The sequence below is a fragment of the Enterobacter sp. MGH 24 genome (assembly GCF_000493015.1).
Lineage (GTDB): Bacteria > Pseudomonadota > Gammaproteobacteria > Enterobacterales > Enterobacteriaceae > Enterobacter.
In genome coordinates this window covers 1,423,277-1,445,907 of record NZ_KI535657.1, presented here as the reverse complement: position 1 = coordinate 1,445,907, position 22,631 = coordinate 1,423,277, and the positions used below count along the sequence as shown (strand labels likewise).

At 57.4% G+C, this 22,631-nt stretch carries 24 protein-coding genes and 1 other annotated feature; of the genes, 8 read left to right on the top strand and 16 right to left on the bottom strand.

Annotated elements, in window-relative coordinates; all coding sequences use genetic code 11:
- Window positions 1-94: 94 nt before the first annotated feature.
- The 4 genes from ilvN to L370_RS14975 all read right to left on the bottom strand — a co-directional run bounded on the left by ilvN (window position 95) and on the right by L370_RS14975 (window position 2,846).
- Window positions 95-382, bottom strand: a complete 288-nt coding sequence (gene ilvN / locus L370_RS14965; protein ID WP_010426528.1) for an acetolactate synthase small subunit — start codon at window positions 380-382, stop codon at window positions 95-97.
- 3 nt (window positions 383-385) lie between these two features.
- Window positions 386-2,074 carry an acetolactate synthase large subunit gene (ilvB, locus tag L370_RS14970; RefSeq protein ID WP_023333954.1) on the bottom strand — a complete coding sequence of 563 codons (1,689 nt, stop codon included), beginning with the start codon at window positions 2,072-2,074 and terminating at the stop codon, window positions 386-388.
- Window positions 2,075-2,180: 106 nt separating this feature from the next.
- The gene (ivbL, locus tag L370_RS23365; RefSeq protein WP_057979964.1) at window positions 2,181-2,279 is read right to left on the bottom strand and encodes an ilvB operon leader peptide IvbL; all 99 of its coding nucleotides are present in this window, start codon (window positions 2,277-2,279) and stop codon (window positions 2,181-2,183) included.
- A gap of 147 nt (window positions 2,280-2,426) precedes the next feature.
- A complete protein-coding gene (locus tag L370_RS14975) occupies window positions 2,427-2,846 on the bottom strand; it encodes a helix-turn-helix domain-containing protein (RefSeq protein WP_023333953.1) in 420 nt (139 codons plus the stop codon).
- Window positions 2,847-3,436: 590 nt separating this feature from the next.
- Here L370_RS14975 and tisB point away from each other — a divergent pair.
- The 4 genes from tisB to emrD all read left to right on the top strand — a co-directional run bounded on the left by tisB (window position 3,437) and on the right by emrD (window position 6,293).
- Window positions 3,437-3,526, top strand: a complete 90-nt coding sequence (tisB, locus tag L370_RS22625; RefSeq protein WP_023309830.1) for a type I toxin-antitoxin system toxin TisB — start codon at window positions 3,437-3,439, stop codon at window positions 3,524-3,526.
- A gap of 64 nt (window positions 3,527-3,590) precedes the next feature.
- The gene (locus tag L370_RS14980) at window positions 3,591-4,037 is read left to right on the top strand and encodes a GNAT family N-acetyltransferase (protein WP_023333952.1); all 447 of its coding nucleotides are present in this window, start codon (window positions 3,591-3,593) and stop codon (window positions 4,035-4,037) included.
- Window positions 4,038-4,099: 62 nt separating this feature from the next.
- A complete protein-coding gene (locus L370_RS14985; protein WP_023333951.1) occupies window positions 4,100-4,933 on the top strand; it encodes an EamA family transporter in 834 nt (277 codons plus the stop codon).
- A gap of 175 nt (window positions 4,934-5,108) precedes the next feature.
- Window positions 5,109-6,293 (top strand): multidrug efflux MFS transporter EmrD, encoded by a 1,185-nt coding sequence (gene emrD, locus L370_RS14990; RefSeq protein ID WP_032640336.1) that lies wholly within the window; start codon window positions 5,109-5,111, stop codon window positions 6,291-6,293.
- Here the strand turns inward: emrD and L370_RS14995 are convergent.
- Together L370_RS14995 and dsdC are read right to left on the bottom strand one after the other, a co-directional pair.
- Complete coding sequence (locus tag L370_RS14995; protein ID WP_023333949.1) at window positions 6,196-7,284, bottom strand: cellulase family glycosylhydrolase; 1,089 nt, start codon at window positions 7,282-7,284, stop codon at window positions 6,196-6,198. The genes emrD and L370_RS14995 overlap by 98 nt on opposite strands.
- A gap of 84 nt (window positions 7,285-7,368) precedes the next feature.
- Window positions 7,369-8,295: a DNA-binding transcriptional regulator DsdC gene (dsdC, locus tag L370_RS15000; protein WP_023333948.1), complete on the bottom strand. Its 927-nt coding sequence runs from the start codon at window positions 8,293-8,295 to the stop codon at window positions 7,369-7,371.
- A 204-nt stretch (window positions 8,296-8,499) separates the two neighbouring features.
- On the opposite strand from dsdC, the gene dsdX reads away from it, so the two are divergent.
- The gene (gene dsdX / locus L370_RS15005) at window positions 8,500-9,837 is read left to right on the top strand and encodes a D-serine transporter DsdX (protein ID WP_023333947.1); all 1,338 of its coding nucleotides are present in this window, start codon (window positions 8,500-8,502) and stop codon (window positions 9,835-9,837) included.
- A gap of 17 nt (window positions 9,838-9,854) precedes the next feature.
- The gene (gene dsdA / locus L370_RS15010; protein WP_023333946.1) at window positions 9,855-11,141 is read left to right on the top strand and encodes a D-serine ammonia-lyase; all 1,287 of its coding nucleotides are present in this window, start codon (window positions 9,855-9,857) and stop codon (window positions 11,139-11,141) included.
- A 32-nt stretch (window positions 11,142-11,173) separates the two neighbouring features.
- Here the strand turns inward: dsdA and L370_RS15015 are convergent, their stop codons facing one another.
- The 4 genes from L370_RS15015 to L370_RS15030 all read right to left on the bottom strand — a co-directional run bounded on the left by L370_RS15015 (window position 11,174) and on the right by L370_RS15030 (window position 14,892).
- A complete protein-coding gene (locus L370_RS15015) occupies window positions 11,174-11,521 on the bottom strand; it encodes a DUF202 domain-containing protein (protein WP_023333945.1) in 348 nt (115 codons plus the stop codon).
- Window positions 11,511-11,858 carry a YidH family protein gene (locus tag L370_RS15020; RefSeq protein ID WP_023333944.1) on the bottom strand — a complete coding sequence of 116 codons (348 nt, stop codon included), beginning with the start codon at window positions 11,856-11,858 and terminating at the stop codon, window positions 11,511-11,513. The genes L370_RS15015 and L370_RS15020 overlap by 11 nt, the downstream gene beginning before the upstream one ends.
- A gap of 92 nt (window positions 11,859-11,950) precedes the next feature.
- Complete coding sequence (locus L370_RS15025; protein ID WP_023333943.1) at window positions 11,951-13,273, bottom strand: 6-phospho-alpha-glucosidase; 1,323 nt, start codon at window positions 13,271-13,273, stop codon at window positions 11,951-11,953.
- Entirely contained in the window at window positions 13,270-14,892 is a 1,623-nt protein-coding gene (locus L370_RS15030) for an alpha-glucoside-specific PTS transporter subunit IIBC (RefSeq protein ID WP_023333942.1), read from the bottom strand. The genes L370_RS15025 and L370_RS15030 overlap by 4 nt, the downstream gene beginning before the upstream one ends.
- Before the next feature lie 221 nt (window positions 14,893-15,113).
- On the opposite strand from L370_RS15030, the gene L370_RS15035 reads away from it, so the two are divergent.
- Entirely contained in the window at window positions 15,114-15,860 is a 747-nt protein-coding gene (locus L370_RS15035) for a GntR family transcriptional regulator (RefSeq protein ID WP_023333941.1), read from the top strand.
- Here the strand turns inward: L370_RS15035 and L370_RS15040 are convergent.
- The 3 genes from L370_RS15040 to ibpA form a co-directional block, all read right to left on the bottom strand.
- Entirely contained in the window at window positions 15,828-17,489 is a 1,662-nt protein-coding gene (locus tag L370_RS15040; RefSeq protein ID WP_023333940.1) for a putative transporter, read from the bottom strand. The two genes, L370_RS15035 and L370_RS15040, sit on opposite strands and share 33 nt — an antisense overlap.
- 215 nt (window positions 17,490-17,704) lie before the next feature.
- On the bottom strand, window positions 17,705-18,133 hold the full coding sequence (gene ibpB / locus L370_RS15045) for a small heat shock chaperone IbpB (RefSeq protein ID WP_023333939.1): 429 nt from the start codon (window positions 18,131-18,133) through the stop codon (window positions 17,705-17,707).
- A gap of 136 nt (window positions 18,134-18,269) precedes the next feature.
- Window positions 18,270-18,680: a small heat shock chaperone IbpA gene (gene ibpA / locus L370_RS15050; RefSeq protein WP_008500162.1), complete on the bottom strand. Its 411-nt coding sequence runs from the start codon at window positions 18,678-18,680 to the stop codon at window positions 18,270-18,272.
- Window positions 18,674-18,745, bottom strand: a sequence feature (ROSE (Repression Of Heat Shock gene Expression) occurs in the 5'-region of heat shock genes and acts as an RNA thermometer to modulate expression.). (Overlaps the previous gene by 7 nt.)
- A 248-nt stretch (window positions 18,746-18,993) precedes the next feature.
- Between ibpA and L370_RS15055 the strand changes: the two genes are divergently transcribed.
- Complete coding sequence (locus tag L370_RS15055; protein ID WP_032640291.1) at window positions 18,994-19,326, top strand: YceK/YidQ family lipoprotein; 333 nt, start codon at window positions 18,994-18,996, stop codon at window positions 19,324-19,326.
- Here the strand turns inward: L370_RS15055 and L370_RS15060 are convergent.
- The 3 genes from L370_RS15060 to L370_RS15070 form a co-directional block, all read right to left on the bottom strand.
- Entirely contained in the window at window positions 19,323-20,552 is a 1,230-nt protein-coding gene (locus L370_RS15060) for a DUF3748 domain-containing protein (RefSeq protein ID WP_023333937.1), read from the bottom strand. The two genes, L370_RS15055 and L370_RS15060, sit on opposite strands and share 4 nt — an antisense overlap.
- A gap of 50 nt (window positions 20,553-20,602) precedes the next feature.
- Entirely contained in the window at window positions 20,603-21,415 is an 813-nt protein-coding gene (gene yidA, locus L370_RS15065; protein ID WP_023333936.1) for a sugar-phosphatase, read from the bottom strand.
- Between the two features lie 115 nt (window positions 21,416-21,530).
- A complete protein-coding gene (locus L370_RS15070) occupies window positions 21,531-22,556 on the bottom strand; it encodes a zinc-dependent alcohol dehydrogenase family protein (protein WP_023333935.1) in 1,026 nt (341 codons plus the stop codon).
- Window positions 22,557-22,631 lie beyond the last annotated feature (75 nt).

Below are 22,631 nucleotides of genomic sequence, written 5' to 3'. Positions count from 1 at the left end.
CGGATGGCGCTGCGCTTATCCGGCCTACGTGTAAAGTCCTTGTAGGCCGGATAAGCGCAGCGCCATCCGGCAAAAGCCTCTTACCTTAAGTGATTTACTCGAAAAACACCGCAATTTTGTTAAACATGGTGGGATCGGACTGGTTGCGCGCCACTTTAGTGACATCTTCCAGCTTGTCGATCTGCGCCATCATTTGCTCCAGACGCTGGTCATCGTTAACCAGTAGCCAGATGCGGCTGTGCTCGCTGCCCTGAATCGGCAGACAGAGAATGCCTTCAACGTTAAACGCGCGGCGGGCAAATAGCCCGCAGACGTGCGTCATGACGCCAGGATGGTTGCGGACGGTGAGTTCCAGAATGACGTTATCATGTTGTTTCTGCATGGCTTATTCTCCCACCATCTCAGTATTTGCCGCACCCGGCGGCACCATCGGATACACTTTTTGTTCAGGGTCGATACGGACGTGGATCAGCGCCGGGCCGGGGCGAGAAATCGCCGCCTGCAGCGCCGCGTGGGCATCCTCTTCGGCGTTCAGATCGCAGGTGTGCAGGCCAAAGCCGGCGGCAATCTGCATAAAGTTAATCATCCCCGGATAGGTCGCGGCAAACACGCCCTGCTTGTAGAACAGGCTCTGCTGCTGGTGCACCAGACCCAGCGCCTCGTTGTTCATCAGGATGATTTTCACGTCTAACTGGTTTTCGGCCGCGGTCGCCATTTCCTGAATGTTCATCATCAGGCTACCGTCGCCGGAGAAGCAGATCACCTTGCGGTCCGGATTCGCCAGCGCCGCCCCGACTGCCGCCGGCAGGCCGAAGCCCATAGTGCCGAGACCGCCGGAGGTCAGCCACTGGCGCGGACGGTTCAGCGGGTAGGCCTGAGCGGTCCACATCTGATGCTGGCCCACGTCGGTGGTGATAATCGCGCTGTCGTCCACGCAGGCGGCCACGGCGTTGATCAGCCCGTAGTGGCTCAGCGGGTCGCCTTCGGTTGGGATGGCGCCCGGGAACTCGCGCTGCAGATCGGCCACCAGCTGACGCCAGTCGGCGCGGTCGGTTGCTGCGGTTTGCGGGATCAGCTGCGCCAGCACTTCGGCCACGTCGCCCTGAATCGCCACGTGCGGCTGCTTGATTTTACCCAGCTCGGCGCGGTCGATATCCACGTGAATGATCTGCGCGTTCGGGCAGAACTGTTCGGTTTTGCCAATCGCCCGGTCATCAAAACGCGCCCCCATAACAATCAGCAAATCCGCCTCTTGCAGGATGTAGTTGGTGCTGCGCGCGCCGTGCATGCCCAGCATGCCTAATGACAATGGGTGCGCTTTAGGCAGCATGCCCAGCGCCATCAGGGTCATGGTGGTCGGCAGGTTGGCTTTTTCGGCGAACTGACGAATTTCATCCGCGGCGTTAATCGCCCCGCCGCCCAGATAGAGTACCGGACGTTTGGCGGCGTTAATCATGGCGGCAGCATCGCGCACGCTCTCAGCGCTGAATTCTGGCGCGGGGGCACGGTCGCCCGGCTCCGGCAGAACGTCTATCTCGATCTCTGCGGTCTGGACATCCTTAGGAATGTCTATCCACACCGGGCCCGGGCGGCCAGACTGCGCAATGCGGAACGCATCGCTGATAACCTGAGGCAGCTCGCTGATATCGCGAACTAAATAGTTATGTTTGGTGATGGGGATAGAGATGCCGTAGGTATCCACTTCCTGGAACGCATCGGTGCCGATCATCGAGGACGGTACCTGGCCGGTAATGCAGATCAGCGGAATCGAGTCGAGACGCGCGTCGGCAATGGCGGTGACCAGGTTGGTTGCACCCGGGCCGCTGCAGGCCATACAGACCGCCGGTTTGCCCTGCGTACGCGCCATGCCCTGAGCAATAAAGCCTGCCCCCTGCTCGTGGCGCGCCAGCACGTGGCGGATCTTCGTGCTTTGGCTTAACGCATCGTACAGCGGCAGCACCGTGCCGCCCGGGATACCCGCAACCGTAGTGATGCCCTGCCGTTCCAGTAAATGAACAATCAGCTGCGCGCCAGTAAAACGCGTCTTTGTGGATGTCGTGCCCGAACTTGCCATGCTCCAGTCCTTTTCTTCTGAGCCAGCCTTCCGGGGAGGGTCCTAAACAAAAAACCCCGCCCGGTTTGCGCCGGCGGGGTTTTGGATTCGTGTGTTGATCCAGTCCCTACGGCGCATTGCCGACGACCACCACCACACGCACGACGACCACTGCGGCAGGTTGCGCAGTTTTTAGTAGGGTCGAAGTGAAGATGGATGAAGTCATTGGGGACCTGTGTTTGGATTCATTGATTGAATTTATACAAACACAGGTTTTCGGGCGTGACAATGGAAATATTTTCATCTGCGCAAAAATGCGTCAGGGATCACGTTTCGTTTGTTGAGTGATGACACTCAAAAAGTCGGTTTTTACTCACTCAATAAACAGAGCAGGTGATACCCCAAATCTGGCCGCCAGCTTTTTAATATGGTTCAGAGTAAGCTGTCTCTGGCCATTCAGAACCCGTGAAACCATCGATTTACTGCCAATTTCATCCTGAAAATCCGATATCGTCAGGTTGTACTGATCCATCAAGGTTCTTAAAACCGCAATACCGACGGGGACGGACTCCATCTCCTTACGTAATGCGACTATCTCTGGCCGACTGGCTTCGTAACGGCTAATCCTGGCGCACACAATATCCAGCAAGGGGCTATCGGGCTCGTTCATAAGGAGATACTCAACCAGCTCAAGCGCATCCTTGTAATCCCTCTCGCTCGGCTGTTCACCCAGTAAAGGAACGGCCGCAACAAGGGCATGCGTAGCTTTTATTGCATCAGCGACGATCATCATTTCTTCCCCTTAGTGCGATGTTTCTCCGTAAAACGGTCATATTCCTTATGCTGGGGAAACTGGGTTACCGCATCCAAAATAGCTTTCATAGAGATTAAATGCATACTGCATGCCTGCCGCGTCCGTTGCCATTATGGCAATGATGACATCCGTTGCCAATAAGTCAACAGACATCTTTTTATGGGCAGACCAGAAAACAAAAAACCCCGCCTAAGCGAGGTTTTTATCAGGGTTTTGCGGTTGGTCGCCGCAGAACACACTGTGTTACGTCAACGCAAAAAGTATACGCGATCGAAGACGAACGCGCAATTCCGGCACGGATTTTGACTTTTTTGAGTATGGATCGCCTTCCAAATTTTGTCCATAAAATACTGTTCATGCATACAGTATTTATCTATACTGAGGGTGTTCGCAGTGAGCGAGGGGGCCGCAGTTCTACCGGCGCAACGAAGTCCTGGCTGAAACGGGTGGTGCCGTCAGTGCCTTAACCCCTGAAGTGAGCACACTGTGTTACGTCAATCCAGGTGCTGGCAACAGGCGGCGGAAAGGTACGCCAGCATCGTGCTCCTTTTAACCAAAAGGAGACGCGTATGAGCGTAGTGGATATGGTGATACTTATCCTCAAACTCATTGTTGCTGTACTGCAACTGCTTGATGCTGTCCTGAAATTCCTTCGGTAATTCAGGTTCAAGTCGCACCTGAGAGGGGCGGGTAACCGCCCCTCTTTAATAACGAGGGAATGCTATGTCGCGTCTGTTAATTGAGCCTGTCACACCGGATGAGCCGGGGTATATTGCCCTGAAGGCTGAAAGTATCGCATTGAATTTTAACATGCTGCGCAGGCTGGAAGAGAACTGGCAGCGGGGTGAGAACCGCTTTAACGCACCGGGCGAAAAGCTGCTGGGGGCGTTTCTCAACGGCAAGCTGGTGGGCGTGTGCGGTCTGAATCGCGATCCTTTCAGCCAGCAGCCGCGCGCCGGACGTATTCGCCATCTCTACGTCAGCGAGAAGTGCCGCGGGCTGGGCATTGGCAAGCAGCTTTTAACCGTGGTAATGGCCGATGCCAGCATCTGGTTTGATTTTCTGAATACCCACGCGCCGGACAGCGCCTACGGATTTTATCATCAAGCGGGTTTTACGCTGGTCTCAGACGAAGCGCGGGTGACACACCGCCTTTTTTGTGCGGTGTAACCGGCTGGCAGCATCAGGATGTGAATGTTACAGTTGAGTGACAATTCATCATCCGATACGCCATGACCATCACCGTATTCTGCATTTTGCTCTTCGCCGCGCTGCTGCATGCCAGCTGGAACGCCATCGTCAAAGCCGGAACGGACAAGCTCTATTCCGCGATTAGCGTCAGCGGCTCCGCCACGGTTATCGCTCTGGTTTTACTGCCGTTTTCACCACAGCCTTCTGCCGCAAGCTGGCCGTTTTTGTTAGTCTCCTGCGCCTTACAGGTGGTCTACACCGTGCTGGTAGCGAAGACCTATCAGGTCTCCGATATGAGCCAAACCTATCCGCTGATGCGCGGCACCGCCCCGCTGCTGGTGGCGCTGATCAGCGTTCTGGCGCTCGGCGATCGTCTCTCCTGGCTCGCCTGGTCCGGGATCGGGGTAATTTGCCTGTCGATTCTGGCGATGGCGATGAACGGGCGCATGCAGTCGCGCAAAGGGATCTGGCTGGCGCTGCTGAACGCCTGTTTTATTGCCGGCTACACGCTGGTGGACGGCACCGGGGTGCGGCTGTCAGACACCGCGCTGGGCTATACGCTGTGGACCTTCTTTATGAACGGCTTCTGCCTGCTAAGCTGGGCGATGGTGGCGCGTCGACGTGAGGCGTCCGGCTACCTGCGCCTGCACTGGAAAAAGGGGCTGCTCGGCGGCGTTGGCACCATGGGATCTTACGGTCTGGCGCTGTGGGCAATGACGCAGGCCCCGCTGGCAGTGGTCGCGGCGCTGCGTGAAACCTCAATTCTCTTTGGGGCACTGATCGCGTTTGTCCTTTTAAAAGAGAAGGTTGCGGGCCTACGCATCGTGGCGGCGCTGGGCATTGCTGGCGGCGCTATTCTGCTGCGTCTGGCGTAGATCACTGGCAACATTAGTTGCCGTTCTTGTTTACAAATCCTGCCTTCCCCATTTTTTTCATTCACCACGACAATGCTTAAATTGTCATCTCTCTGTGGTAGATTCCTCGCGCATTTATGGGAATGCGCAGTCACTTATTCTTCATTTTTCTCTTTTGGCAAAAGTATTCAGCGACATGAAAAAACAAAGGAACGTTAACTTATTGTTGATGCTGGTGTTACTGGTGGCCGTCGGTCAGATGGCGCAAACCATCTACATTCCGGCGATTGCCGACATGGCAAAGGAATTAAACGTCCGTGAGGGCGCGGTGCAGAGCGTAATGGCAGCCTACCTGCTGACCTATGGCGTTTCGCAACTCTTCTACGGCCCGCTGTCCGACCGCGTCGGGCGTCGCCCGGTGATCCTGGTGGGCATGAGTATTTTCATGGCGGCGACGGTAATTGCCATTACCACCCACAGTCTGACCGTACTGATTGCCGCCAGCGCCCTACAGGGCGTTGGGACCGGCGTCGGCGGGGTGATGGCGCGTACCTTACCGCGCGATATGTATCAGGGTACGCAGCTCCGCCATGCCAACAGCCTGTTGAATATGGGTATTCTGGTCAGCCCGCTGCTGGCCCCGCTGATTGGCGGCCTGCTGGACACGGTTTGGTCCTGGCGCGCCTGCTACGCCTTCCTGCTGGTGCTGTGCATCATTGTCACCTTCAGCATGGCGCGCTGGATGCCGGAAACGCGTCCGCAGGACGCGCCGCGCACGAAGCTCATTACCAGCTATAAGACGCTGTTCGGTAACGGCGCGTTTACCTGCTATCTGCTGATGCTGATTGGCGGCCTGGCGGGCATTGCGGTGTTCGAAGCCTGCTCCGGCGTGCTGCTGGGCGCAGGTCTTGGGCTGAGCAGTATGGTGGTGAGTATTCTGTTTATTCTGCCGATCCCGGCGGCGTTCTTCGGCGCGTGGTTTGCCGGACGTCCGAACAAACGCTTCTCCACCCTGATGTGGCAGTCGGTGATCAGCTGCCTGCTGGCGGGTCTGATGATGTGGATCCCAGGGCTATTTGACGTGATGTCGGTCTGGACGCTGCTCATCCCGGCTGCGCTGTTCTTCTTCGGCGCGGGAATGCTGTTCCCGCTCGCCACCAGCGGCGCGATGGAGCCGTTCCCGTTCCTTGCAGGTACGGCGGGCGCGCTGGTGGGCGGTTTGCAGAACATCGGTTCCGGCGCGCTGGCCTGGCTTTCAGCGATGATGCCACAGACCGGGCAGGCTAGTTTGGGCCTGCTGATGACGCTGATGGGGCTGCTGATTTTACTGTGCTGGCTGCCGCTGGCGTCACGCGTCCCGCATCACGAGCAGCCGGTTTAACCGCATGATGGCCCGGCTTCTCGCCGGGTTTTTCACAGACGGGCGCAATCATCGCCTGCAATAACGGCTCTGGCGCTGGCCGCCAGGCGCCCTCTTCCCCGTCGTAAAACTGAAAATCCGCGTTAAGCGCATAGGGGATTTTCGCCTTTTGCAGCTCGCAGGCCATAAAGGTAGCGAAGGCCATTTGCGAAGCGGTTGGCGTGAGGTGGTTTGACTCCCCTACGCCCCAGCCTCCGACCCAGCTAACGTGTCCGGTTTTTTGCTGCCAGCGCAGCGCGGTATTGATGCGATTATGGATAGCCTCTTTCTCCGCCACCGTGCCGGACGTCCACGGGTATTTACCGCTGTTTTTCAGCGGCCCCCACGGGAAAATATGCCACTCCGCCAGCAGGTAGTTTTGACTGTGCGCGGGCAGCTTCAGGCTGGATAAATCCTCCGGCACGGCACGCAGGCGCGGCGCAATAAAGATCATGCGCTGCGGGTCCATGTCGTGGATCGCTTTAATGGTTTTTTCATACACGCGGTTTAGCGACGCGAGGTTGTGGTTAAGCTTGTCGGCTGGCTCATAAATGAGATCAAAACCCAGCAGCGGGTAGCTCTGACCGAAATAGTGCGCCACGGCAATCCACCAGTTGATCGTCTCTTTCTCGTTATCGGCTTTAGGGTCGTTTTTATATTCATCGGCCTGATAAGCGATTATCGGGATCACGCCATACTGCTCGCAGGCTTCCACCAGCTTGCGCAGGTGGATCAGCCGCGCTTCCGTCGGCTCATCGGCCACGCGAATGCGCACGTGGGTAATACCTTTTGCACGAAAATCGCGTACCACCAGCGGGTCGAATTCGCGTATGCCGCGCTCGGTGCGCGCCCAGTCCACATCCATCCCGACGCCCAGCTGCTGCGCATAATGGGCAGCCGTCAGCGGCGGCTCAGCGGCAATCGCCCAGCCGGAAAAGATCAGTAATGCAGAGGCAATAAAAGGCTTTAACACGGTTTACCCTGGATAAATCGAAAGCATTACCTGTATTTAGCACGCTTTTTCACATTTGGTGTAGAGCGAAAGCGTAATAATTCTTCAACCTGCCAGTTCTCTCAGCCAGCCGATAAAGGCGTCTATTTTCGGCCACTGGCGGCCAGAAAGCGTCGAGACATAATAGTGCTGATGGCATTTCAGGGTCTTTTCACCAAACGGGGCGATCAGCTCGCCCCGTTCCAGCCGCTTCTGCACCAGCCGCTTTCTCCCCATCGCGATGCCTACGTGGTTAATGGCCGCAATAATCGCCAAATCGGAACGATCGAACCCAATGCCCGACGATGGCCGCATATTCATCGCAAAGTGCTGCGCCCAGCTCAGCCACTCGTCCGTGCCGGAATCATTGCTCCAGGCCTGGCGGTCATGCAGCAGCGTGCAGTGGCTGAGGTTCTCGGGGTTTTTCAGCAGCTCATGCTCGCGGGCATACTGCGGCGAGCAGACGGGCAAAATCTCCTCGTCCATCAGGAAGTGATGAGAGAGGTGGTTTGGCGGCGTATCGTCGAAATAGAGTGCCAGATCGACGCCCGTTCGCTGCATATTGACGTAATCATTGCCGGTCAGGATGGTGAGTGAAATCGACGGATAGCGGCGGGTAAAGTCCCCCAGCATGGGCACCAGCCAGCACTGGGCAATCGACGGGCGGGAGTACACCGTTAGCGTACCTGACAGCGCCTGGTTTTTGATATCCAGGATCTCCTGATTCAGGGTGTCGAGGGACGATTTCAGCGTCCAGTAAACGCGCTTTCCCTCTTGCGTCAGCTCGACTTTCCGGTGCGAGCGGACGAACAGCTGAATGCCCAACTCCTCTTCCAGCAGGTTGATGCGGTGGCTCACCGCGCTGGGACTGAGCGACAGCTCCTCCGCCGCCAGCGCGAAGGACTCATGCCGGGCGGCTACTTCAAAGGTATACATTTTCGACAGCTGCCAGCCGTTTAACAGCCGGTTTCTGGCTTCATTTGCATCGGTCATCACAATTCTCACGCGTAGTTTCTGCACTCAGCATACCGCTTCAGGGTGAATTTATGTGAACCTAATACGGATTAGGTGCGTTTTTTAGAACGTAGTCACTCAGTTGATCCAATCTGGCTCACCTGAACGCCAATTTATATCGTTTGTCAGCCCACGACGATTTTTCGTCCAATACCCCCAGATGACATAAGGGTGAGGTGAGATATGGGATCTCAGGTCTGGGTTGTGGCAACGCTGCTGGTCAGCATTGTGTTGATTGTTTTAACCATCGTAAAACTGAAGTTTCACCCGTTCCTCGCGCTGCTGCTGGCGAGCTTTTTCGTCGGCGCGATGATGGGGATGAGCCCGCTGGATATGGTGAACGCCATTGAGAGCGGAATTGGCGGTACGCTGGGCTTCCTGGCGGCGGTGATTGGTCTGGGCACCATTCTCGGCAAGATGATGGAGGTTTCCGGCGCGGCCGAGCGCATCGGGATTACGTTGCAGCGCTGCCGCTGGCTGTCGGCGGACGTGATTATGGTGCTGGTGGGCCTTATCTGCGGTATCACACTGTTCGTGGAAGTGGGCGTGGTACTGTTGATCCCGCTGGCGTTTTCCATCGCCAAAAAGACCAACACGTCGCTGCTCAAGCTGGCCATTCCGCTCTGTACCGCGCTGATGGCGGTGCACTGCGTGGTGCCGCCGCATCCGGCCGCGCTGTTTGTGACCAATAAATTAGGCGCGGACGTCGGAACGGTCATTGTCTACGGTTTGATGGTAGGCCTGATGGCCTCGCTGGTCGGTGGCCCGCTGTTCCTGAAACTGCTCGGCAATCGTCTGCCGTTTAAACCGGTTCCGGCGGAATTTTCAGACCTGAAGGTGCGGGAAGAGCACACCCTGCCGTCGCTGGGCGCCACGCTGTTCACGGTGCTGCTGCCGATTGCCCTGATGCTGGTGAAAACCCTCGCCGAGCTGAATATGGCAAAAGAAGGCACGCTGTATACGCTGCTTGAATTTATCGGCAACCCGATCACCGCCATGTTTATCGCCGTGTTTGTCGCCTACTACCTGCTGGGGATCCGCCAGCATATGGGCATGGGCACGATGCTGACGCATACGGAGCACGGCTTCGGCTCTATCGCCAACATTTTGCTGATTATCGGCGCGGGCGGCGCGTTTAACGCCATCCTGAAAACCAGCGGACTGGCGGACTCGCTGGCGCATATTCTCTCTAACCTGCACATGCACCCTATCCTGCTCGCCTGGCTGGTGGCGCTGGTGCTGCATGCTGCCGTTGGCTCCGCCACGGTGGCGATGATGGGCGCCACGGCGATAGTCGCGCCTATGCTGCCGCTCTACCCAAACGTCAGCCCGGAGATCATCACCATTGCCATCGGTTCCGGCGCCATTGGCTGCACGATCGTGACCGATTCCCTCTTCTGGCTGGTGAAGCAGTACTGCGGCGCGACCCTGAATGAGACCTTCAAATACTATACGACGGCGACGTTTATCGCCTCGGTGCTTGCACTTGGCGGCACATTCCTGCTTTCCTTCATTATCTGAGCGCGAAGAGACGTATTATGGAAAACGCAACTATCACTACTTTAACCGCACAGTTTCCTCTGGTTGAGGATCTGATTGCCCTGAAAGAAACCACCTGGCTTAACCCGCGTACCACCACGCTGGCGGAAGGACTGCCCTATGTCGGGCTGACTAAAGCCGACGTGGACGACGCGCACGCTCGCCTGAAACGCTTCGCGCCGTATCTGGCAAAAGCCTTCCCGGAGACGGCCGCCACAGGCGGGATTATTGAATCCGAGCTGGTCGCCATTCCGGCAATGCAGGCGCGGCTGGAGAAAGAATCTGCTAAGTCTATTCCCGGCACCCTGCTGCTGAAAAAAGACAGCCATCTACCGATTTCCGGCTCGATCAAAGCGCGCGGCGGTATCTATGAGGTGCTGACCCATGCGGAAAAACTGGCGCTGGAGGCCGGATTGCTGAGCGTTGAAGACGACTACAGCGTTCTGCTGGAACCGCGCTTTAAGGACTTCTTCAGCCAGTACAGCATTGCGGTAGGCTCTACAGGCAACCTCGGGATGTCTATCGGGATTATGAGCGCCCGCATCGGCTTTAAGGTGACGGTACATATGTCTGCCGACGCCCGCGAGTGGAAGAAAGCCAAACTACGCAGCCACGGCGTCATCGTCGTGGAATATGAGCAGGATTACGGCGTGGCGGTGGAGCAGGGACGAAAAGCGGCGGAAAGCGATCCGAACTGTTTCTTCATTGACGATGAAAACTCCCGCACCCTTTTCCTGGGCTACGCCGTTGCAGGCGAGCGCCTGAAGGCACAGTTTGCCGAACAGGGCCGCGTGGTGGATGCCGATCATCCCCTGTACGTCTACCTGCCCTGCGGCGTTGGCGGCGGCCCTGGGGGCGTGGCGTTTGGCCTGAAGCTGGCCTTTGGCGATAACGTCCACTGCTTCTTCGCGGAGCCAACGCACTCCCCGTGCATGCTGCTCGGCGTCTACACCGGCCTGCACGATGAGATTGCGGTGCAGGATCTGGGCATTGATAACGTGACGGCAGCGGACGGTCTGGCGGTAGGGCGCGCGTCCGGCTTCGTGGGCCGCGCGATGGAGCGCCTGCTCGACGGGTTCTATACGCTTTCCGATCAGAGCATGTACGACATGCTCGGCTGGCTGGCGCAGGAGGAAGGGATTCGCCTGGAGCCGTCGGCGCTGGCAGGGATGGCCGGACCGCTGCGCGTGCAGGCGGATGCCAATTCCACGCACCTGGTCTGGGCGACCGGTGGCGGCATGGTGCCAGAAGACGAGATGGCAAAGTATCTGGCTAAAGGGAAGTAATGATGCCGGGTGGCGGCTGCGCCTTACCCGGCCTACAGCTGCAAAATTTGTTGAATGTGGGTTACCGCAAACAACAATGACAGCGAGAGAACAGCGAGCGCGATCAGGAACTTATCGCGCACCGCTTTCGGTTGCACAAAATCGCTCTTCGCCACGTCCATCAGGTTACGGCTGCGGGTATAGCGCCATAAAATAATCGCCACCAGCGCCAGCACGATAAGCGAGATCCAGAACGGCATCCCCGTGCGGTGCCAGTTGTGCTTAATCGCCAGGGCAATCAGCGCGCCATACCCCAGCAGCGTGCGCAGCCAGGCGAGTGACGTCCGCTCCGGCTGCAGGCCGGGGTCCGCTTCACGTCGCGCTTTGCGGCTATCCGCCATAAAACACCAGCACCATCACCACACCCGCCACCGTCAGCAGAATCGTGCTGACGATCAGCAGCCCGCGCGTATAGGGCAGATCCTGCTTCAGACGCATCGCCTTCTCATTGCGCAGCCAGCGCAGATAGCCGTAAATCGCCAGCACGCCCGCGAACAGGCACAGCAGCAGCGCCAGCACTTCACGGATCAGCGGCGTGGCGAAATCGGGCGCGAGCTGATCGAGGCCCACCCCTGCGGCAAGAAAGCCCAGCGCGGTGCGGATCCACGCTAAAAAAGTGCGTTCATTAGCCAGCGAGAAGCGGTAGTCCGGCGCTTCGCCGAGGCGGGAAATTTTCATGAAGGTTCCTTGTCGTGCTACGGGCAGGCTTCAGCATAGCGTAAATCGACAAGGACAAGGAGACCGGCATCGGGCGATGCCGGTCAGGACGATTAATGCAGCTCTGGCCAGTACGCTTTGTTGGCCTCGATCAGGTCATCCAGAATCGCTTTCGCAACGGACGCGCTCGGCACGGTTTTCGACAGGGTGATAGCCTGCCAGAGTTTCTGGTACGAGCGCTGCTCCCAGGCATCCACCACCAGTTTTTCCACCGCCACCTGCTGGCTCATCAGCCCTTTCTGGAAGTGTGGAATATCACCCACCGTGAGCGGCTCCGGCCCGTTATGGCCCACCAGGCACGGAATTTCTACCATCGCGTCAGCATCAAAGTTATGGATGGCCCCGTTGTTTGGCACAATCAGCAGCATCCGCTCCTGGGTGTTAAAGGCAATTGCCGTCGCCAGATCGACGATGTACGACGCATGTTCGTCAATTTCCAGCTCACCGGCGGAGGATTTTCCCGCCTCGATAATCGCCCGGCAGGAACTGAATACGTGCTTCTCACGGTGATCCATGACCTCATTGGCGCGGGTGCGTTCCGGGTTGGCGTGCGCGACCACGTAGTCCGGGAAAAGGTAATACTTCAGGTAGGTGTTCGGCATGGTGTCCGGATCCAGCGCCTGCACGTCTTTTGCTTTGGCAAAGGTATCGTTCCAGCTCGCTTCGGTATGCGCATCTTCCGAAGGTGGGACATAGCCGTTTTTCGCCACGTATTCGCGCAGTTTCGGCATCAGATCGTTGCCGTTCAGGTCTTCAATCGACGTCCACCAGCCGAAGTGGTTCAGGCCGTAGTAGCGCACGCGCATCTCTTTGCGGTCCTTCAGGCCGACAATCTGCGCCATGCGTCCTTCAATGCCGATCGGCATATCGCAAATGTTGAGGATTTTGGCGTTCGGGCGCAGGCGGCGAGTGGCTTCCGCGACGATCGCCGCCGGGTTGGAGTAGTTCAGCATCCACGCGTTCGGGGAGTACTGCTGCATATAATCCACCAGCTCCAGCACGCCGCCGATAGAGCGCATGCCGTAGGATATCCCGCCCGGCCCGCAGGTTTCCTGGCCCAGCACGCCGTGGCGCAGCGGGATTTTTTCATCTTTTTCGCGCATCGGGTATTTGCCCACGCGGATATGCGCCATCACGAAATCTACATCGGTAAACGCCGCTTTAGGGTCGGTGGTGTAGCTAAATTCAATCTCCGGCGCCTGCTCCCTGAGGATGATTTTGCACGCTTCGGCGATGGTTTCCTGACGTGCGCCGTCGTTGTCATAGAACTTCAGCGCGCGCAGCGGGAAACGGTCACGGTTGGCTAACAGCATCAGGACGATACCAGGCGTAAAGGTACTGCCGCCGCCTGCAATGACAACTGAGAATTTTTTCATGATATAGCCTCTGTCAGGGTGGTTTGTTCATTTGTTAAAGGAGTTTTCATCAGCGATTCCAGCTGGTCGCGTACCTGAGGAACGTGCAGGCCGACAATCACCTGAATGCCGTTGCCGCGTCGCACCACGCCGTGGGCGCCGAGGGCTTTGAAGACGTCATCGCTTTGCGTTTTCGCCATATCGACCAGGGTGATACGCAGGCGGGTGGCGCAGTTGTTGATGCTTTCAACGTTGGCCGCGCCGCCGAGCGCCTGCAGGAATCCGGCTGCCTGCCCAACCTGCTGGCTGGCCGCCGCCGGGGCGGTGGTTTGCCCGCGCGCCGCCTTATAGTCGGCCTTGCTGTAGAGTTTGATTTCGCTCTCTTCCCGGCCCGGAGTTTTCAGGTTCAGACGCGCAATCAGCGTTTTGAAGACCACGAAGTAAATCCCGGTGAAGCAGACGCCAATGCCGATCTGGGTAAACACCGTCGCGGCGTGGTTATGGAACATCGGGATCCAGTTTTGCGGCAGAAACTGGTCAAGCAGGCCGCCGCCCATGTTCCCCACGACGCCGAAGGTGTACATCACCGTCGCCATGGTGGCTGCCAGCACGGCGTGCACGGCAAACAGCAGCGGCGAGATAAACAGGAAGGTAAATTCGAGGGGTTCAGTAATGCCCACCAGCACGGCGGTGAGCGTGGCCGGGATCAGCAGTCCCGCCACCTTGACGCGGTTTTCCGGTGACGCGGTGTACCAGATCGCCAGCGCAATTCCGACCGAGCCAAACACCTTTGAGTTGCCGTGCAGCGCGAATCCGCCTTCCGGGAAGAGGGTTTTCAGCGGCAGGGTGCTCTGGCTGAATTCCTGAAGGTGCTGCGCCCAGTAGACCTGAATGCCGCCTTCCACCGCCGCCGGACCGAAGATGAACGGACCGTAGACGAAGTGGTGCAATCCAGTTGGGATCAGAATGCGTTCCAGGAAGGTATACACCCACACGCCCAGCGCTCCGGCAGAGCGCAGGAACGCCTGCAGGGACTCGATGCCCATCTGCACTTTCGGCCAGCCCAGCAGCGTCAGCCAGGCGCAGGGGATCATGACGAAGAATGCGAGGATAACGACAAACGAGCTACCCTGAAAAATCCCCAGGAAGACCGGCAGCGGCTTGTCGAAGTAGCGGTTGTGGATGGCGGTGACGATGCCTGAAATCACAATGGCGCCGATGATGCTGGTATCGAGGGTTTTGATCCCGGCAATCATCGCCAGCCCGCTTCCCGCCGTGGGTTCGGCGGAGAAATCGACGCCAAAGAAGTGGCCCCAGGTCATTCCCATCGCGTTGATGAAGTAGTTCCAGGTCAGAAAGCTAATCAGCACCGCCAGACAGGCGCGGCCCTGCGCCTGCTTCGCCAGGCCAATCGGCAGGCCCACGGCAAAAATCAGCGGCATATTGCGAAACACCGCCCAGCCGCCCTCTTCAATGATGTGAACGATCTGCGCGAAAAGATGATCGGGGGCCGTTAGCGCTTCGCCGACAAACAGCGGGTTGCGAAGCATGATGGCGATTCCCACCACGATCCCGGCGAACGGAAACAGCAACACCGGGGTAAACATGGCACCGCCAAAACGTTGTATTTGACTGAGCATTTTTAAATCCTCATGAAACAACCTGTAGGGGTAGAGACCTTTATGGTTTTTTGCTGGCCTGAGGTGAGCATAAGAACTTACTGATGCGCGAACATGGGGTGCCGCTGCGATTCGTGATCGCATTCATGGTTTTATTTTGACCAATCAGGTCTACTTTTTGCGGTAAATATGGACATGTCAGGATGCAATCCACGCCCTGATAAGGGCAGAGAGGTCTACTGGTGATCTACAAATCAATTGCCGACAGGTTGCGGCTGCGGCTAAATTCATCGGACTACAACATCGGCAGCCCGCTGCCGGGCGAAAAAGCGCTGGCGCAGGAGTTTGGCGTGGCGCGAATGACCATCCGCAAGGCGCTGGATCTGCTGGTGAGCTGGGGGCTGGTTGAGCGGCGGCACGGCAGCGGAACCTTTGTCTCACGCAAAGACGTTCACCACGAAACCACCAACCTGACCGGGCTGGTGGAGGTGCTGCGTCAGCAGGGAAAAGAGGTAAAGAGCAAGGTGCTGCAGTTCGAAGTGATGCTCGCCCCGCCCGCCATCGCCAGCCAGCTGCGGATTCAGGTGGATGAGCGGATCTATTTTTCCCGGCGTGTGCGCTACGTGGACGGGAAGCCGCTGATGCTCGAGGACAGCTTTATGCCGGTGAAGCTGTTCCGCAACCTGTCGCTGGCGCATCTTGAAGGGTCTAAGTTTGATTACATCGAAAAGGAGTGCGGGATCACCATCAGCGGCAACTACGAGAGCCTGACGCCGGTGCTGGCAGATAAACAGCTGGCGGGTTATATGAATCTTCCGGAACAAACGCCGCTGCTGCGTATCACCTCCCTTTCCTACAGCGACAGCGGCGAGTTCCTCAATTATTCCGTGATGTTCCGAAATACCAGTGATTACCAGGTGGACTACCATCTGCGGCGCATCCACCCGGATGACCTGCTAGCTCATCCCCCAGAACAGCACCGCCAGTAGCTGCGGGGTGATGATACGCAGGAACATCACCAGCGGATAGACGGTGGCATAGGAGAGCGCGGCCGCACCGCTGGTGGCGTGCAGGTTGTTGGCAAAAGCCAGCGCTGGCGGATCGGTCATGGAGCCCGCCAGCATCCCGCACAGCGTCAGGTAGTTCATTTTGGCGAACATCCGCGCCAGTATTCCCACCGTCAACAGCGGGATCGCCGTGATAAAGATGCCGTAACCGACCCAGCTCATCCCTTCGCCCTTGACCAGGGTATCGACAAAATCCCCGCCGGACTTCAGCCCGACCACCGCCAGGAACAGCACGATACCCAGCTCGCGCAGCGCCAGGTTGGCGCTCGGCGGCATAAACCAGTAGAGCTTCCCGATACAGCCGATACGCCCGAGGATCAGCGCCATAATCAGCGGCCCGCCCGCCAGGCCCAGCTTGAGCGCCACCGGGAAGCCCGGCACGTACACAGGAATAGAGCCGAGCAGTACGCCAAGCCCGATGCCGATAAACACCGGCAGCATCTGCACCTGCTGCAGTTTTTGCTGGGCGTTACCCACCATATCCGCGACGGCGTCAATGGACGACGGCCGCCCGACCAGGTTGAGGATATCCCCGAACTGCAGGCTGGCCTCCGGGCTGGCGACCAGTTCGACACCCGCTCGGTTAAGGCGGGAGATCACCACGTCGTAGCGTTCTTTTACCTGCAAATCGCGGATTTTCTTGCCAAGAACGTGTTCGTTAGTCACCACAACGCGTTCCACGCGCATATCGGTGCCGCGGGTTGAGAGAGAGGTATCCACTTCCTGACCAATCACCAGCCGCGCGTTGTTTAAATCCCCGGGCTGGCCGACCAGGTGCAGCAGATCGCCCTGCTGAATGACGGTGCCGGGCGCGGGCACCATCAGCATATCGTCACGCTTAAGGCGGGAGCAGATGATGTTGGCGCTGTTCAGGATCGGCACGTCCTGAATCGCCATATTGTTCAGGTTGGGGTTATCGACCCGAATGTTGATGGTTTTGATCGGCATATGGCCGTTAGTGAGCGTGGTTTCGTGATCCTTCGCCTCTTTCTCGACGTTAATGCGAAACAGGACGCGTACCAGCCACATGGAAAGCAGAATGCCGCAAATCCCAAACGGATAGGCCATGGCGTAGCTCATCCCCATCTGGTCGACAATGCCGGGTTCAATGCCCAAATCGCGCAGGATTTGCTGCCCGGCGCCGAGCGCAGGCGTGTTGGTGACCGCCCCGGAGAAAATGCCCAACACCACGGGCAGCGGGATATCGAAGATTTTGTGCAGGATCGCGGTGACCAGCCCGCCCATCACCACAATGCCGAGGGCAAACAGGTTGAGCCGTAATCCGGAGACCCGAAGCGAGGCGAAAAACCCCGGTCCTACCTGAATACCGATGGTATAAACGAAGAGGATCAGGCCGAACTCCTGAGTAAAGTGGAGCATTTCGGCGCTGAGGACCAGCCCGAGCTTGTCGGCAAAGTGGCCGACAAAAATACCGCCAAACAGCACCCCGCCGATCCCAAACCCGACGCCGCGGATTTTAATATTCCCTATCCACAGGCCAACAACAGCGACCAGGGCCAACACGCTGACGGTTAACGCGATATCACTCATGATCCACTTCCTTGGCATAACCTTAGTTATGCTAAGGATTCTCTCAGAGCCGCGGGTGGTTGTATGGGCGATGGCGCACAAAAAAGCCCTGCCGTGGCAGGGCTTCGTGCAGTCTGTGAGTATTGTCGGGTGGCGGCTGCGCCTTACCCGACCTACAGGAACGGCAGGATTTGTAGGCCGGGTAAGGCATAGCCGCCACCCGGCAAAAAAGTCTATTAACTATTCAACGCCGGACGCTCGCTAATGGCGATACGCTGCGGTGCGATGGCTTCCGGCACGTTGCGAAGCAGGTCGATATGCAGCAGCCCGTTGGTAAACGTTGCGCCGGACACTTCCATATGGTCTGCCAGGGTAAAGCTCAGGCTAAACGGCTGATTAACCAGCCCCTGATGCAGCCATTTGGTCTCGGTCTCTTGTTTTTCCGGCGACCCTTTCACGGTCAGGCGAGTGCCTTCAAGCTGGATGTCCAGATCGTCCTGGCGGAAACCGGCCAGCGCAAGGGTAATGCGATAGTGGTTATCGTCGCTTTTTTCGATGTTGTACGGCGGAAACGTCTGTTGCTCGGTGGTGCTTTGCAGGGCGTTAGCCAGTTTGTCAAAACCAATCCACTGACGCAGCAGGGGGGATAAATCATAGTTACGCATATTAAATCTCCTTCTGAGAAGCGAGTTCGGCACAGTTTAATTTTGTGCGCAGTTGTTCCTGCAAATCCTGATGGATTCGCATATGCTCCCGTTACGGCAAGCAAGTTCGTGTGGGCCGCTCACGCGACCCGCGTAATTAGTTAATTTCGATACGACGCGGTTTTTTCTCTTCCGGAATCACACGTTCCAGTTCGATAAACAGCAGGCCGTTGACCAGGTTCGCGCCTTTAACGTGAATGTTTTCAGCTAACTGGAACTTGCGTTCAAAGTTGCGCTCGGCGATGCCCTGATAAAGGTAGGTACGTTCTTTCTGCTCGGCCGTATGGGAACCTTTCACCACCAGCAGGTTGTCCTGCGCGGTGATCTCCAGTTCGTTTTCTGCAAAACCGGCGACGGCAATGGCGATGCGGTAGTGGTTTTCGTCAACCAGCTCAACATTGTATGGAGGGTAGCCGTTGCTCTGGCTTTGGTTATTTTCTAAATGGTTAAACAGGCGGTCAAAACCAATTGCAGAACGGTATAGGGGAGAAAGATCGAAGTTACGCATAAATAAAACTCCTGAAATCAGCGAGAAATTGTAGCCTTCCACCATGGACAGGCCTTTGCGCCCCCGAACACCCATCAGGCGAGTTCGTTATCGGGTCACATTCTTAAAATGGGTCTGCAATCGGGCTTTTCAAGCACGACAACTGCACTTTTTTTTGCACTTTCCTGCATCTCGCTTAGACTGGGACAACAGCACAAAGGGTTAAATTGCGATGGCTGCCACAGTGCGGGGTTATCGGGCTATCCATTTTGGATAAGGCTCGCTATAACCCTGAGTTGCAGGTCTATGCAGTGCCATTAACGATGACTGAGTGATGATGAAAAATGTTCTGATAAAGCTGACGACGTTCAGCGGGGTTGTTTTACTTTGCGGGTGTTCGAGCGTGATGTCTCACACCGGCGGTAAAGAAGGAACATATCCGGGGACGCGCGCCAGCGCGGCGATGATCTCCGATGACGATACAAACTGGGGCACCAAATCCCTGGTTATCCTGGATATGCCGTTTACGGCCGTGGCGGATACGCTTCTGCTACCGTGGGATATGTTTCGTAAGGACAGCTCCGTGCGCTCACGGGTAGAAAAAAGCGAGCAGGAAAACCTGGCGACAAACGCCGTCATCCCGCCCGCAGAGATGCCTCCACGCTAGTGCTGCGCGGTTTCCGTTGCCCAAAGCTGACGGAAACCGCCTGTCTCTTCCATCCACGCAATAACGCACCCGTCCGGGGAAAACACGACCGCATCAGCAGACGGCGGGTTGCCGTGATCGGACGTCAAAAACGTCACCTCTCCGGTCTGCGCGTCGCAGCAGGCGATCCGATTTTCGAGCACAAACCCCAGACTATCGCCGGAAGGATGCCAGTTAAATGCAGACTGAATATCGCTCCCGGTGCGCGTCAGCTGGCGCGGCTCGCCGCCCTCAGGAGAGATCAGCCACAGCTGCACGATGCCGTTATCATCCCGCATCAGAAACGCGATCTGCGTCCCCTGCGGGTTGCTGCGTACCCAGTGGCGCGGCACGTTCACCAGGCCTGGATACGCCCTCTGATGCGTAAAGGTCAAACGACGCTGCATCACCCCGGCAGGCGGCGCTGGCAGGGTCTCAGCGGTGCCCTGCAGCGGCGCATCGCCCGCACGCTTCCAGCCCTGCTCGTCTTTCGGCAGGTCGACGATAAACAGTTCGGGTACTTTTTCGCCCTGCGCAGAGAGGGTGTCGCCGATAAACGCCAGCCTGTCGTTGCCCACCCACCCCTCTTCGTAAGCGCGGTTGATTTCATCGCTGCCCGGCTGTGGGTCAGGCGTCGTGCGGCTAACCAGCACGCTCCAGAAGGTTCCCGGATACTCACGGGGATGGTTCCCCTGCGGGTTCACCGGGCCGTAAGGCGCAGCCACGCCGACGTTGCGTAAATCAAGTTTAGGATCGCGCGCGTGCAGGACATGGTCGTTATAGGTAAAGCTGACGAGCTGCCCGTTCGGGCTGAAGACATGGACGTGGCTGCCGCCGCGCAGCGCGCCTGCGGTGTAAGGCGCGGTGATATCCATCGCGTCCAGGTTGCTCACCTGACCGTTTTGCGCAATCACCCCCTGGCGATGATGAAAATCGTAGTGCCAGTCTGCATCCGGGTTTTTCGGCCCGTGGATAAAGACATAATTCTCTTCTGCAGGATGAACGGTCACCACGCCGACATGCGCACCGTCAGTCGCGCGATAAACCACCTCTACCTCACCCGTAACGACATTGACCCGCTCAATGGTTTCACCGGTGAACGACGCACCGGACGGGCGCACGTCGTAGACCAGCCACTGGCTGTCCGGCGTCCAGGTATTGATGTTAGTGAGCTGATGATGGCGGGAGGCGAAGGTGATTTGTTTCATGAGGATACCCTGATGCGCAGTTATCGCATCAGGTTATCGCAAGCGGGTTTTTAGTTCAGCACAAACTTCTCAATGGCGTAAGCCACGCCGTCTTCGAGGTTGGATTTGGTCACAAAATTAGCCACCTCTTTCACCGACGGGATCGCGTTATCCATCGCCACGCCCATGCCTGCGAACTCAATCATCGCGATGTCATTTTCCTGGTCGCCCAGCGCCATGATCTCTTCCGGCTTGATACCCAGCGCATCGGCCAGTGATTTCACGCCGGTGCCTTTATTGACGCGTTTATCGAGAATTTCGAGGAAGTACGGCGCACTTTTCAGCACGGTGTACTTCTCTTTTACCTCCGCCGGAATGCGCGCAATCGCTTTATCCAGGATCTCCGGCTCGTCGATCATCATCACTTTCAGGAACTGTGTCGCCGGGTCCATTTTCTCCGCTTCACAGAACACCAGCGGAATGGTCGCAACGTAGGATTCATGCACCGTGTAGTAGCTGATATCGCGGTTGGCGGTATAGAGCGTATTGCGATCGAGCGCGTGGAAATGGGACCCCACGTCGCGGGACAGTTTTTCCAGGAACAGGTAGTCATCGTAGCTCAGCGCGGTTTGCGCAACCGTACTGCCATCTGCGGCTTTCTGCACCAGCGCGCCGTTATAGGTGATGCAGTAGTCGCCCGGCTGATTCATGTGCAGCTCTTTCAGGTAGCTGTGTACGCCCGCATACGGACGCCCCGTGGTCAGGACCACATTCACACCCTTTGCGCGCGCCGCGGCGATCGCATTCTTAACGGCTGGAGAGATGGTGTGGTCTGGCAGCAGCAGCGTGCCGTCCATATCGATTGCAATGAGTTTGATAGCCATGAGTTCCCCGAAATAAATGAGTGCTGCCTCATGCTAACGCGATTAAGCACACAAAAATAGAGCTATATTGCGCAACAGGAATGCCCCTTTTACGCTTATCCCGGGGAACAAAGGCTTACTCGCGGGTGAGCACAATTTTACCGAACGCGCCGCGATCGAGGTGTTCAAACGCCTGTTCAAGCTCGTTAAAACGGTAGCGATGCTCAATAACCGGCTTCAGTCCCGTGACGTCAACAGCGCGGACAAAATCTTCCAGCGCCCGGCGATGCCCCACGCCAATCCCCTGAATGACGGGGGATTTCAGCAGCAGTTCGCCAGCAGAGAGCGTAATCTCCGTCCCGGCCAGCACGCCAATGACGGAGATACGTCCGTGAACGGCAACAGCGCGCAGGGAATGCTTCAGGTTCTCTCCGCCTACGGTTTCAATGATATGGTCAATGCCGCGATCCTGCGTGAGCGCCAGCGTATTTTCCGCCCAGTCGCCTTTCAGACGGTTGATGCCCTGGCTGGCTCCCAGCTTTTTGGCCAGCGCCAGTTTTTCATCACTCCCCGAGGTGACAAAAACCTCCGCACCGTGGGCTTTTGCAATTTGCAGGGCGAAAATCGCCACGCCGCCCGTGCCCTGTACCAGCACCGATTGTCCGGCGCGCAGCTGGCCGCGTTCCACCAGCGCAAACCAGGCGGTAAGCCCTGCGCAGGGTAAAGTACTCGCCTCGGCGTCATCCAGGGTTTCCGGCGATGCCGCCAGCGCGTCTTCATTTACAATCACATACTCGGACAGCATGCCCTGGAAGTATCCGCCGGACGTTTTATAGGGCAGATTACGCGCGTCCGCCTGCGGCTTACCGTCGATCCACTCAGGGAAGAAGGTTGAGATGACGCGTGCGCCGGGCTTGAAACGCGTAACGCCTTCACCAATGCTGTCCACCACGCCCGCCATGTCAGAGGCCGGGGTAAACGGGAAGGAAAGCGGGATCGGCATGGTGCCTTCAACAACCATTTTATCGCGATAGTTAAGCGCAACGGCATTCACCCGCACGCGCACTTCACCCGGGCCTGGCTGTGGAACGGGTGCCTGAGTCAGCTTGAGGTTCTCGCGCCCGAGGGCATCCATGGACCAGCGTTGCATTGTCTCTGTCATTTTATTTCTCCTGCCATCAGATGAGTTTAGTCCTGACAGTCTACCGTTGACTAAGCGTCGCCAGTGGCGATAAGT

Excerpts from the sequence above, each read along its gene's own strand:
- dsdX (WP_023333947.1), top strand. The coding sequence starts at position 8,500 with ATGGGATCTCAGGTCTGGGTTGTGGCAACGCTGCTGGTCAGCATTGTG.
- L370_RS15055 (WP_032640291.1), top strand. The coding sequence starts at position 18,994 with ATGATGAAAAATGTTCTGATAAAGCTGACGACGTTCAGCGGGGTTGTT.
- ilvB (WP_023333954.1), bottom strand. The coding sequence starts at position 2,074 with ATGGCAAGTTCGGGCACGACATCCACAAAGACGCGTTTTACTGGCGCG.
- ivbL (WP_057979964.1), bottom strand. The coding sequence starts at position 2,279 with ATGACTTCATCCATCTTCACTTCGACCCTACTAAAAACTGCGCAACCT.
- yidA (WP_023333936.1), bottom strand. The coding sequence starts at position 21,415 with ATGGCTATCAAACTCATTGCAATCGATATGGACGGCACGCTGCTGCTG.
- dsdA (WP_023333946.1), top strand. The coding sequence starts at position 9,855 with ATGGAAAACGCAACTATCACTACTTTAACCGCACAGTTTCCTCTGGTT.
- L370_RS15015 (WP_023333945.1), bottom strand. The coding sequence starts at position 11,521 with ATGGCGGATAGCCGCAAAGCGCGACGTGAAGCGGACCCCGGCCTGCAG.
- L370_RS15060 (WP_023333937.1), bottom strand. The coding sequence starts at position 20,552 with ATGAAACAAATCACCTTCGCCTCCCGCCATCATCAGCTCACTAACATC.
- L370_RS15030 (WP_023333942.1), bottom strand. The coding sequence starts at position 14,892 with ATGCTCAGTCAAATACAACGTTTTGGCGGTGCCATGTTTACCCCGGTG.
- L370_RS14980 (WP_023333952.1), top strand. The coding sequence starts at position 3,591 with ATGTCGCGTCTGTTAATTGAGCCTGTCACACCGGATGAGCCGGGGTAT.
- emrD (WP_032640336.1), top strand. The coding sequence starts at position 5,109 with ATGAAAAAACAAAGGAACGTTAACTTATTGTTGATGCTGGTGTTACTG.
- L370_RS15025 (WP_023333943.1), bottom strand. The coding sequence starts at position 13,273 with ATGAAAAAATTCTCAGTTGTCATTGCAGGCGGCGGCAGTACCTTTACG.
- L370_RS14975 (WP_023333953.1), bottom strand. The coding sequence starts at position 2,846 with ATGATGATCGTCGCTGATGCAATAAAAGCTACGCATGCCCTTGTTGCG.
- ibpB (WP_023333939.1), bottom strand. The coding sequence starts at position 18,133 with ATGCGTAACTATGATTTATCCCCCCTGCTGCGTCAGTGGATTGGTTTT.
- L370_RS14985 (WP_023333951.1), top strand. The coding sequence starts at position 4,100 with ATGACCATCACCGTATTCTGCATTTTGCTCTTCGCCGCGCTGCTGCAT.
- tisB (WP_023309830.1), top strand. The coding sequence starts at position 3,437 with ATGAGCGTAGTGGATATGGTGATACTTATCCTCAAACTCATTGTTGCT.
- dsdC (WP_023333948.1), bottom strand. The coding sequence starts at position 8,295 with ATGACCGATGCAAATGAAGCCAGAAACCGGCTGTTAAACGGCTGGCAG.
- ilvN (WP_010426528.1), bottom strand. The coding sequence starts at position 382 with ATGCAGAAACAACATGATAACGTCATTCTGGAACTCACCGTCCGCAAC.
- L370_RS15020 (WP_023333944.1), bottom strand. The coding sequence starts at position 11,858 with ATGAAAATTTCCCGCCTCGGCGAAGCGCCGGACTACCGCTTCTCGCTG.
- ibpA (WP_008500162.1), bottom strand. The coding sequence starts at position 18,680 with ATGCGTAACTTCGATCTTTCTCCCCTATACCGTTCTGCAATTGGTTTT.
- L370_RS15040 (WP_023333940.1), bottom strand. The coding sequence starts at position 17,489 with ATGAGTGATATCGCGTTAACCGTCAGCGTGTTGGCCCTGGTCGCTGTT.
- L370_RS15070 (WP_023333935.1), bottom strand. The coding sequence starts at position 22,556 with ATGACAGAGACAATGCAACGCTGGTCCATGGATGCCCTCGGGCGCGAG.